The organism is Pseudomonas sp. W2Aug9 (assembly GCF_023127755.1).
In the GTDB taxonomy this organism is placed as follows: domain Bacteria; phylum Pseudomonadota; class Gammaproteobacteria; order Pseudomonadales; family Pseudomonadaceae; genus Aquipseudomonas; species Aquipseudomonas synxantha_A.
In genome coordinates this window covers 230585-240647 of sequence record NZ_SPKL01000010.1, presented here as the reverse complement: position 1 = coordinate 240647, position 10063 = coordinate 230585, and the positions used below count along the sequence as shown (strand labels likewise).

General features: G+C 62.0%; 10 protein-coding genes and 1 pseudogene. 9 read left to right on the top strand and 2 right to left on the bottom strand.

Going from position 1 to position 10063, the window contains the following annotated elements:
* Window positions 1–229: 229 nt before the first annotated feature.
* The 9 genes from E3O56_RS08010 (at window position 230) to E3O56_RS07970 (ending at window position 8577) form a co-directional block, all read left to right on the top strand.
* Entirely contained in the window at window positions 230–853 is a 624-nt protein-coding gene (locus tag E3O56_RS08010; RefSeq protein ID WP_148853496.1) for a DUF1120 domain-containing protein, read from the top strand.
* Window positions 854–868: 15 nt separating this feature from the next.
* Window positions 869–1486 (top strand): DUF1120 domain-containing protein, encoded by a 618-nt coding sequence (locus tag E3O56_RS08005; RefSeq protein WP_103733363.1) that lies wholly within the window; start codon window positions 869–871, stop codon window positions 1484–1486.
* 33 nt (window positions 1487–1519) lie between these two features.
* The gene (locus E3O56_RS08000) at window positions 1520–2140 is read left to right on the top strand and encodes a DUF1120 domain-containing protein (protein ID WP_032877657.1); all 621 of its coding nucleotides are present in this window, start codon (window positions 1520–1522) and stop codon (window positions 2138–2140) included.
* A gap of 15 nt (window positions 2141–2155) precedes the next feature.
* Complete coding sequence (locus E3O56_RS07995; RefSeq protein WP_103733362.1) at window positions 2156–2776, top strand: DUF1120 domain-containing protein; 621 nt, start codon at window positions 2156–2158, stop codon at window positions 2774–2776.
* 3 nt (window positions 2777–2779) lie between these two features.
* A complete protein-coding gene (locus E3O56_RS07990) occupies window positions 2780–3463 on the top strand; it encodes a DUF1120 domain-containing protein (protein WP_248128069.1) in 684 nt (227 codons plus the stop codon).
* A gap of 32 nt (window positions 3464–3495) precedes the next feature.
* Entirely contained in the window at window positions 3496–4200 is a 705-nt protein-coding gene (locus E3O56_RS07985) for a fimbria/pilus chaperone family protein (protein WP_032877660.1), read from the top strand.
* A gap of 120 nt (window positions 4201–4320) precedes the next feature.
* On the top strand, window positions 4321–6756 hold the full coding sequence (locus tag E3O56_RS07980; RefSeq protein ID WP_177327399.1) for a fimbria/pilus outer membrane usher protein: 2436 nt from the start codon (window positions 4321–4323) through the stop codon (window positions 6754–6756).
* Window positions 6757–6767: 11 nt separating this feature from the next.
* Window positions 6768–7907: a DUF1120 domain-containing protein gene (locus tag E3O56_RS07975; RefSeq protein ID WP_177327400.1), complete on the top strand. Its 1140-nt coding sequence runs from the start codon at window positions 6768–6770 to the stop codon at window positions 7905–7907.
* Window positions 7908–7932: 25 nt separating this feature from the next.
* The gene (locus tag E3O56_RS07970) at window positions 7933–8577 is read left to right on the top strand and encodes a DUF1120 domain-containing protein (protein WP_103733360.1); all 645 of its coding nucleotides are present in this window, start codon (window positions 7933–7935) and stop codon (window positions 8575–8577) included.
* On the opposite strand, the gene E3O56_RS07965 is transcribed toward E3O56_RS07970, so the two are convergent.
* Window positions 8574–9839 (bottom strand): CynX/NimT family MFS transporter, encoded by a 1266-nt coding sequence (locus E3O56_RS07965; protein WP_148853487.1) that lies wholly within the window; start codon window positions 9837–9839, stop codon window positions 8574–8576. The two genes, E3O56_RS07970 and E3O56_RS07965, sit on opposite strands and share 4 nt — an antisense overlap.
* Window positions 9829–9984: pseudogene (locus E3O56_RS07960) on the bottom strand (GntR family transcriptional regulator); the annotation flags it as partial. The gene E3O56_RS07965 and the pseudogene E3O56_RS07960, both read right to left, overlap by 11 nt.
* Between the last annotated feature and the right edge of the window lie 79 nt (window positions 9985–10063).

Sequence of the window (10063 nt, the reverse complement as noted above, 5' to 3'; positions counted from 1 at the left end):
CCCCCCCCTCTCCCGGCACGTCCTTCGTCCCCCCGCCAATGTCGTATTAGTTGTATTTCCCCCGCGCGCCCCCCTCGCTAGATTGTGCCCACCCCAAAGAGGGACGACTTGCCACTCCCCGGCAAGCGCAAAAAAATCGAGATCGCCTCCAGGCAACCACCCGCCCACACACGACCGGGCGTTGCCCTGGCGTGCCTCAATCTGCCAGCTTGTAATGGAACAATTTGAAATGAAGACCTCTGTATCCCTACTGAGCAGTGCCCTGCTGCTCGCTATAACGTCATCCGCTTTCGCCGCCAGCAGCGTCGACCTGACTGTCAAAGGGTTGATCACGCCCAGCGCCTGCACACCCAACCTGCCGGGTGACGTCGATCTTGGAAAAATCGCCGCAAAAGATCTGAATCAAGACAGCTATACGCCGCTTGAGAAAAAGACCCTGCAACTGAGCGTCAATTGCGACGCGGCAACGCTGTTTGCAATCCATCCCGTCGACAATCGAGCCGGTTCCGCCGCGTCCGGCTTCGCCTTTGGCCTGGGCTTGATCAACGAAACCCAGAAGCTCGGCCTGTATCAGTTGACGTTCAGCAACCCCGTCACTGAAACACCATCCACCCTGATTGCAATGTACAACTCCGAGGGCCGATGGACAGACCTCCTTACGGATGAGGTCATTGCCCCCAACGATCTGGTGGCGCTGGGCAGCCGCGGTGAGAACGGTTGGGCCCCCCACCCGATCAAAGACGCGCTCATGGACATGACGCTGCACACCTTGATTGCACCTGCAAGAAACCTGACCTTGACTAGCGAAGTGGCAATCGACGGCTCCGCGACCTTTGAAGTGAAGTACCTGTAAATGGACGCTTCCCAGATGAAGCCCCGCCTGCCCCTGTTGAGCGGCGCGCTGTTGCTCACCATGACGTCATCCGCTTTCGCTGCCAGCTCCGTGGACCTGACCGTCAAGGGCTTGATCACACCGAGTGCCTGCACCCCGAACCTGCCAGGGGCTGTGGACTATGGAAAAGTCGCAGCAAAAGATCTGAACCTCGACAGCCATACCTGGCTTGAGGACCAGACATTACAACTGAGCGTGAATTGCGAGGCGGCGACGCTGTTTGCCATCAAGCCCATCGACAACCGAGCCGGCTCCTCAACGTTTGGCGCCTACGGCCTGGGTGTAGCCAACGGCACAGAAAAGCTCGGCGGGTACCAACTGATGTTCAGTAACCCCGTCGCCGAAACACCTTCGACCTTGCTCTACCAGTACGAACAGCGCCCCTGGGCGCCGCTCTATCCGGAGGACCCGCTGCAAGACGATATGTTGGTGGCCCTGGGCAGCCGTGCCGATTCCGGCTGGGCCCCGCACCCCGTGCAGAACGCGCTCATGGACATCACCGTGCACACCGCCATTGCACCCGCCAACGGCTTGAGCCTGGCCAACGAAGTGGCGCTGGACGGCTCCGCAACTTTTGAAGTTCTGTACCTGTAACCCATCAGCTTCGTACTAAGGAAGGTTCAAACGATGACTTACTTAAGAGCCACGCCCCTGGCCGTCCTATTGTTGACCATCTCGCCTCTCACACTGGCCGCCAGCAGCCTGGACCTCACCGTCAAAGGCATCATCACGCCAAGCGCCTGCGCGCCAGAGGTCTCCGGCGGTGGCAATGTCGACTTCGGCAAGGTGTCGGTCAAGGATCTCAATAGCGATACCTACACCGACCTGCCCCGAGAAACCATGCTCTTGAGCGTGCATTGCGAAGGGCCGACGTTTTTTACCCTGAACACCATCGACAACCGTGCCGGCACCACCGCCAGCCACTTCAGCTGGCACGGCCTGGGCATGACCCCCAACGACGAAAAAGTCGGTGATGCCGGGCTTGGCCTCTACCAGCCGGTGGCCGACGACGTGCCGGTACGCACCATCGTCTCAAGGGATGGCGGCGCAACCTGGATGCCCTCCGTGATGCTCAGCCACACCGTGCTGACAGCGGTCGCCAACAACGACGGCGTGGTACCGATTGCGATCCAGAAGCTGGAGGCCGAGATCCGCCTGATCACTCACATCGCGCCCGCCAGCAACCTGACACTGACCGACGATGTGCCTATCGACGGTCACGCCACCGTGCAAGTCAATTACCTCTAAGGATAAGGAGACCCGATGAATATTCGATTGACCACGCTGGCCGCCAGCGTACTTCTGCTCTGCTCAACCACTGCCTTCGCTGCCTCCAGCGTCGACCTGACCGTCAAGGGGCTGATCGTGCCCAGCGCCTGTATACCCACCCTTTCCAGTGGTGGTGTGATCGACCATGGCAAGATTTCCGCAAAAGACCTGAACCCGGATCGCAACACGGTAATCGGCAAACACACCCTGAGCTTGACAGTCAATTGCGACGCTGCGATTCAGTTTGCCTTGCACTCGATTGATAACCGTGCGGCCTCCGGTTCCTATGCGAGCTACGGCTTGGGCTTTATCAACGACACCCAGCGGCTTGGCGGATACAACTTGACGTTGGCCAACACCGTCGCCGAAGAAGGCGTAGTGGTACAGCCCATTGCCTCGCCTGACCAAGGTAATACCTGGTACGGCGAGAAATTTTGGGACCCCAACCTGTACATGTCGGTAGCGTCGATGGACGACGACACCCAGCCACTGCCAGTCAAAGACTTACGCGCCGACCTGGAGGTGCAGACCTTTATCTTTCGCGCCGACGGCCTGGACCTGAGCAATGAGGTCAACATCGACGGTTCCGCCACCCTCGAAGTGAAGTACCTGTAATCCATGGCCGCCCATCCCTTGAACACCGCCGGGCATGGGCTGCGCCTACCTGTGCCGATACTGCACACAGTGACCCGTTGCGTGGCGGTGCTGCTCTGCCTGGCCACCTTAGTCGATACCCACGCAGCCTCGACCGTCGACCTCACGGTAACCGGCCGGGTGACACCGGATGCCTGCCACATCGAGCTGATGAATGACGGCATCATCGAGCATGACAAGATCCCCGCACATAGCCTCAACGTAGACGAGTTCACCGTGCTGCCCAGCCAGCTACTCGAACTGCATGTGCTCTGCGCCAGGCCCATGCTGTTTGCCTTGGTAGGCATCGACAATCGCGCCGATTCCTCGCTGGCCCCCGGCTTTTTCTACGGACTGGGCAGAAACATACACGCCCCCGAGGAGCGTCTCGGCTCCGTAGCGTTGTCCTATCGCAACGTAGTGGGCGATGCGCAGCCCATGCAGGTATTGGCCTCCACCAACAACGGGGAAACCTGGTCACCGGACCCCAACGCCTATCCAAGATCCTATATGGCCTTTGCACCGCTGGGCGACCGTCAACCGGACTTCATCAGCCAACTGACCGCGGAGCTTCAGGTGGTCACCGCCATCAATTTTTCGCAGTACCTGACGCTGGACCAGGAAGTCCCTCTCGACGGCTCCATCGTCCTGGATTTGCGCTACCTCTGACCGATGCCTTTGGGCCTAATGGAAAACCCGTCATGACGACGACATTCTCAAACACCGCTGTCGGCCTTATCGCCCTGCTGCTGATACTCGGCAATCAAGTCAAAGCCGACGGGATGGTACCGGACACCTCCGTGGTGATCGTGTTCGAAGCCGAAGGCGAAGCGGCAGTGTCGGTGACCAACACCGACAGCCAACTCGCGCTGCTGCATGTGACCTTGCAGGATATTCCGGAAGACACCGAGCCGCTGCTGGTGGTGACACCGCCGCTGTCACGGGTCGAGGCGTCTAAATCCCAGTTGGTGCGCTTCATCCTGCAAAACCGGAAGCCGTTGCTCACCCAACGGCTTAAACGCGCAGTGTTCGAAGGCATGCCCCAAGGCCGTGCCGCGACCGCCGCCGGGCATGCCCGCGTGGGCGTGACCGTGCGCCAGAACTTGCCGGTGATCGTGCATCCCAGAGGCCTTGCCCCCAACCGCACGCCTTGGACCGACCTGACCTGGACCTTGCGCGACGGCCAGTTGCAAGTACGTAACGACACGCCCTATGTAGTGCGCCTGGCGCAGGAACTGCTGCTGTTGCCCGGCAACGGCAGGGCGATGCTGCCGCGCACTTACGTGCTGCCCGGCGAAGCCTTGAGCGTGCCGGCCAGCGGCGGGCAGGCCAACACGGTCAGGTTGCAGCCGGCCACTGTGTACGGCTTTGCGGTGAAAGCCTACGACGCACCGATCACCCTCTGACTGAAAACCGCAGGCGTCGCACCCCTGACCGCCGCCTGAATAACGAAGTGACGGCTCATTGACCGTCACCAGAACGCCTGGGCACACCGGGCCCGGGCGTTCACTACTCGAGTACCTTGCGTGAAAACAGTATTGAGTTACCGTGACGGCGAAGCCGTGCCCGACATCCCTGCCAACTCGACCTTGCCGCTGGTGTTGCTGCTGTGCGCGCTGATGCCCGCCAAGGCATGGGCCGAAAACTCCAGCGCCTCCAGCTTCGACGCCCAGACCTTGCATCAACGCGGCATTGATCCACAGCTGGCCAGCCTGCTGCTGGCAGCACCGCGCTTCGCCACCGGGCAACACACGGTCAATCTGCGGGTCAATGGTCAGCGACGCGGCCGGCTGGATGTGACCTTCGATCAGCAAGGCAACCCGTGCTTCGACCGCGAATTGCTGGACGCCGCCAACCTGGTGATCCCGAATGAAACGGCAGGTTGTCACGATTTTCTTGCGCAATATCCGCAAACCCTGGTTGAACCGGACCCGGCGACGCTGACGGTGTCACTGGTGGTACCCACCGAGGCGCTGCGCCCCATACAGCAGGATATCTCGGGGTACGAAACCGGCGGGTTTGCCGGGCTGCTCAACTACGACCTCAGTGGTTTCTACAACCGCTTCGGCGATGACGCCAGCCGCTTTGGCTCGGCCAACACCGAGGTGGGGTTCAATGCCGGCGATTGGATCGTGCGCAGTCGCCAAGTACAGACCTGGCAGGATGGCCTGTCACGCAGCACCCACTTGCAAGCCTATGCCCAGCGCACCTTCGCCAGCCACCAGGCGGTGCTGCAGGCTGGGCAAATCAACCTGTATAACCCGGTACTGTCCGGCGCGCAGATTACCGGGGTGCAGGTGCTTACCGAGCAAGCCCTTCAAGAACAGGGCCAGGGTGCGCTGATCCAGGGCATTGCCAACAGCCCTGCCCAGGTGGAGGTACGACAGAACGGTGCGTTGATTCACTCCACCGTCGTGCCCGCAGGCCCCTTTACCCTGCCCGATGTACGTCGCTTGAATACGCGCTCGGACGTCGAGGTCACGGTCAAGGAAAGCGCCGGGGGTGAGCGGCGCTTCACCGTACCGGCGGCCATGCTCGGCCTTGGGTTGCCAGCACCGGGTTACTCCGTGGCCGCGGGCCGGGTGCGGAATGTGGGCGACGCCAAAGGCGAGGATCCGTGGGTGGTCAGTGGCGGCTGGACCGGTGCGCTGCACCCGCAGTTGACCCTGGGCACTGGTGTACTGGCAGCCAGCGAATACCGCTCGGTGGGCGCCAGCCTGGGCTGGTTGCCGTGGGTGGACAGCCAGATCCAACTGTCCACACAGCTGTCCAACACCCAGGCGTGGGAAAAGGTTTCGGGCGTACAGACCGACCTTTCCTGGTCCCAGCGCCTGGGCGAGCAGTGGTCGATCAGCGCCGCCAATTCCTGGCGCAGCATCGGCTATCGCGAACTCGAAGAAAGCACGTATGAGCGTGATGACAGCAACCGCGACGCCCGTTATCGCGACCAACAAAGCCTCAACCTGGGCTGGTCGCATCCGCTGCTGGGTGCGTTCAGCGCCGGGGTTGCGCGCTCGGCCAACTTCGCTGGCGACAGCAGCAGCCGTGCGCTGGCCTCTTGGGGCACGAGCATCGGCGCTGTGTCACTGTCGGCCAGTGCCGAGTGGCAAATGGGCGGTAGCCAGCAACAGGACAACGCGGTGTACCTCAATATCAGCGTGCCGTTGGGCGAAAGTCGCCGGCTACGTAGCTGGGTGCGCAATTCCGGCGGTGAGAACCGCACCGGCCTGGGCCTCACCGAACAGATCGACGACCAACTCAGCTATCGCGTCAGCGCCGAACACGACAGCAGCGACCATCAAGTGGAAACCACGCTGGGCGTCTCGGTACTGCCGCGTTACAGCCAGCTCGATTTCAGCTACAGCCGCGCTGATGCCGAACGCTCCAGTTATCAAGGCGGCGCTCGCGGCGGTGTGGTGATACATGGCGACGGCGTGACTTTTTCACCCTACCCGGTGCGCGACACCTTTGCCCTGGTGTCGGTCGGCGATATGAGTGGCATCAAGCTAAGTACCCCCAGCGGCGCGGTGTGGACCGACTGGCAAGGCCAGGCCGTGGTGCCGCAAGTCGCCGCCTACGGGCGCAGCCCAGTGGAAGTGCAGACACGTTCACTGCCGCGCAATGCCGACATCAACAATGGCCTGGCGATGATCTCGGCCGGACGCGGCGCCGTTGACCGAGTCGAATTTGGCATCAGCTTGACCCGTCGCATATTGCTCACCGTCAGCACCGACCAGGGTACACCTCTGCCTGCCGGAGCCTCAGTCAGCAGCGCCAGCGGCGAGTTCGTCACCTTGGTGCAGGACGCCAGCCAGGTGTTTCTACCCAACGTGCTGGACCAATCGACGCTGTGGATAACCACACCCGATGGCGGTCGATGCGAATTGCGTTACTCCCTGCCGGAAAAAGCCGACCCCACGGTGTACTTCGAAACTGCTCCCGCGCGTTGCCACGCGCCTTGAGGATCCCCGTCATGCCCTTCGCAACGTGTATGCGCCAACTGTGCCTGTGGTTATTGATCGGCGGGGCCGGCACCGCCCACGCCTTGGAAGAATGCCAACTGAATGTCAGCGAATCCTTGATCGATTTCGGCTTGATGAGCCGCCTGGCACAAAGCGACAGTGCGCTGGAGCGCTTGCTTGGCGAGCGACGCCTGAGCGTGACCATCAACTGTCCGCAAGCGCAAGATTTGAGCCTGTTCTATCGCGCACTGGCCGCTAGCCCGCAGCGCCTGCAATTTACCCCGCATGGCAGCTATGCCATCGAAGCCGGCAACGCCGTGCTCGATGGTCGCGCCGTAGAGTTGGGGCTGCTACCTGCTGCGGGCCAGGCGCCCGTGGCCAATGGCGCGGTGCTGGAATGGCGTTCCGGCCATGGCATCGCGCCGGTCGCACACGGTGCGGTGCTCAGGGGCAACACCCTGTCGTTGCAACTGACGCTGCGCGCCTGGGCCGACCCCGCTGCCACTCAAGTGCGCGACAACACCACCTGGGAAGTTTCCGGGATGTTGTACAGCGCACAAAACGGACGCTACCGGGAACTGACCGTGCGCGCGCACTTTGCGCCCATCGCCTGCCTGCCGACATTATCCGACCAGGGCGTAGTGGACTACGGCACCCTGTATGCCAAAGACCTAAATGCCACCACTGAAACACCGCTGCCCATTCGCACACTGCGCCTGAGTGTGACCTGCGATGCGCCGATCCGCTTTGCTCTGCGCATGAAAGACAACCGCGACGGTTCGGCCACGGGCGGTACCGATGAAACCGCTTATGGATTGGACCTGGATGCCAGTCGCAACAAAATCGGGCGATTTTACCTGACTATCGACCCGGCCGAATTCAGCGCCGACACCTTGCCCGCGCTGTACCGCACCGACTCCACCAGCAACGGCGTGGCGTGGAGCAGTTCCACCGCGCGGCAAATCCCCATGGCCGCCAACAGCCTGCTGGGGTTTACCGACACGACGGGCGTCACCACCGGCCCGGTGGCCATCCAGACCCTGACCGGCACGATGCGTCTCAAGTCTTACCTTGCCCCCATGCAAAGCCTGGATCTTCGCGAGGTGGTGCATATCAATGGTTCCGGCACTATCGAAATCGTCTACCCCTGACCCGTCACTGTGAGGAACTCGTCCCGTGAAAACCCGCCTCTTTACCAGTCTGTTGCTGTTGACCAGCACGCCCTCTGTGCTAGCCGCCTCGGCGGTGGACCTGAGTGTCAAAGGCTTGATCACTCCCTCCGCCTGCTTGCCGCAGTTCCCCGGCGGCGCCCTGATTGACTACGGCAAGATTGCCCAACAGGACTTGCACCTGGCGACCGCCACGCGCCTGCCCGTCAAGACCCTGACCGTCGGCATCGCCTGCACGGGCACGGTTCGCTTTGCCCTGCGCATGCGCGACAACCGCGACGGCTCGGCCATGGTCGACAGCGAGATTTACTACGGCCTGGGGTTCGATATCAGCGGCAATCGCCTGGGGGTCTACTCCATGACCTTCGACCCACGACAGACCCAGGCCGGCAACATTGCGCAGATCTACGGCACCGAGTCCACTACCGGCGGCCTGGCGTGGCGCACGTCCAACCTCAACCCCATCGACATCGGCTCCAGGAGCTACCTGGGCTTTACCGATGTGGAGGGCAGTGTCAGCGGGCCCGCGGCCATCGGTTTAATGCTGAGCACCGTCACCGTGCAGACGGTGATCAATGCTCGACAAAACCTGGACCTGAGCGTGGAAACCCCGCTCGATGGTTCGGCCACTCTGGAAGTGGTTTACCTCTAGAGCTTCTCGCTGGTGACCTGTACGTAGCGCGCACGACCGGCGCCCAGACCCGCGACAATCGCGCCCAGGCCGATCACCGCGAAGATCCAGCCGATAGCCGCCCAGCCGCCGGTCCAGTCATGCACCAGGCCAACCGCAAACGGGCCCATTGACGCCAGGGTGTAACCGATACCCTGGGCCATGCTCGACAGGTTGGCGGCGACGTGAGCGTCACGCGAGCGCAGCACGATCAAAGTCAGCGCCAGGCTGAAGGTGCCGCCCTGCCCCAGGCCGAGCAGAATCGCCCAGCCCCATAAACCGTCCAGCGGCGCATACAGGCAACCGAACAGGCCACCGAGGGTCAGCAGCATCACCACCACAATCGCCAGGCGCTGGTCCTTGCCTCGGGTGGCCAACCACGGTGCGGCCAGGGAACTGAGCAGTTGCACGATGATGGAGCCTGAGAGCGCCAACCCGGCTTCGGTAGCACTCAGGCCACGTCCGATCAGGATTGACGGCAACCAGCCAAACACAATGTAGGCCAGGGACGATTGCAGGCCCATGTACAAAGTCACCTGCCAGGCGAGCGGGTCACGCAGCAAGCCTCTGACCCGGTAAGCCACCTGATGGGCACCGTGCTTTTGCCCCACTTGTGGCAACCAGAACAAGGCCGCCAGCAACGCCGGAATAACCCAGAACCCCAGACCGATGGCCCAGCTGTCTGCGAAATATTGGCTCAGGGGCACCGTGGCTCCCGCAGCCAACGCAGCCCCTAGACACAACGCCATGGTGTAGACGCCGGTCATGGCGCCCGCCTGCCTGGCAAAATCGCGCTTGACGATGCCCGGCAGCAACACGCCAATGATGCCAATACTCGCACCGGCAATCAGGCTGCCGGCGAACAGCCCCACTTCACCGAACGAACTGCGCAGGATAATCCCCGCGGCCAGGGTCAGCAGAATGCCCAGCACCACGCGCTCGGCGCCAAAACGTCTGGCCAGGATCGGCGCAGTGGGCGCGAACAGGCCCAGGCACAAGACCGGCAAAGTGGTCAGCAACCCGGCCTTGGCCGCAGATAACCCAAGGCTGCTGGAGACTTCAGCCAGCAGTGGCGACATGCTCGACAGCGCCGGCCGCAGGTTCAACGCCACCAGTACCAGGCCCAGCAGCAGGAGCCACGGGCGAACCACCCGCGGATGGGCCTGCTGAACGGCCTCGTCATCGGCTTCGGCGTCGATCAACAGTTCTTCGAGTTCAGTCGTACGTTTGGCTTCAAGGTTCATTGATCAACTGCCGGCAGAGGGATTTGGCACGTTCGGGGTCTTGATTTTCTACCGCGTCGAGCAAGGCGATATGCAGGTCGAATACAGCCTGGCGATGCGGTGAGATGTTCAGGGCCTGACGTAACTGGGCGCCGACGAGGCTATTCGCAGTTGCCTGCAAAGGCAACGCACCAGAGTGCCTGGGTAGCAAAAGAAGTAGCAGAGTGGCTATGCCAAGGTATTTG

What these genes read in the sequence shown, in the direction of transcription:
- E3O56_RS08010 (WP_148853496.1), top strand. Translation starts at nt 230, where the DNA reads ATGAAGACCTCTGTATCCCTACTGAGCAGTGCCCTGCTGCTCGCTATA.
- E3O56_RS08005 (WP_103733363.1), top strand. Translation starts at nt 869, where the DNA reads ATGAAGCCCCGCCTGCCCCTGTTGAGCGGCGCGCTGTTGCTCACCATG.
- E3O56_RS08000 (WP_032877657.1), top strand. Translation starts at nt 1,520, where the DNA reads ATGACTTACTTAAGAGCCACGCCCCTGGCCGTCCTATTGTTGACCATC.
- E3O56_RS07995 (WP_103733362.1), top strand. Translation starts at nt 2,156, where the DNA reads ATGAATATTCGATTGACCACGCTGGCCGCCAGCGTACTTCTGCTCTGC.
- E3O56_RS07990 (WP_248128069.1), top strand. Translation starts at nt 2,780, where the DNA reads ATGGCCGCCCATCCCTTGAACACCGCCGGGCATGGGCTGCGCCTACCT.
- E3O56_RS07985 (WP_032877660.1), top strand. Translation starts at nt 3,496, where the DNA reads ATGACGACGACATTCTCAAACACCGCTGTCGGCCTTATCGCCCTGCTG.
- E3O56_RS07975 (WP_177327400.1), top strand. Translation starts at nt 6,768, where the DNA reads ATGCCCTTCGCAACGTGTATGCGCCAACTGTGCCTGTGGTTATTGATC.
- E3O56_RS07965 (WP_148853487.1), bottom strand. Translation starts at nt 9,839, where the DNA reads ATGAACCTTGAAGCCAAACGTACGACTGAACTCGAAGAACTGTTGATC.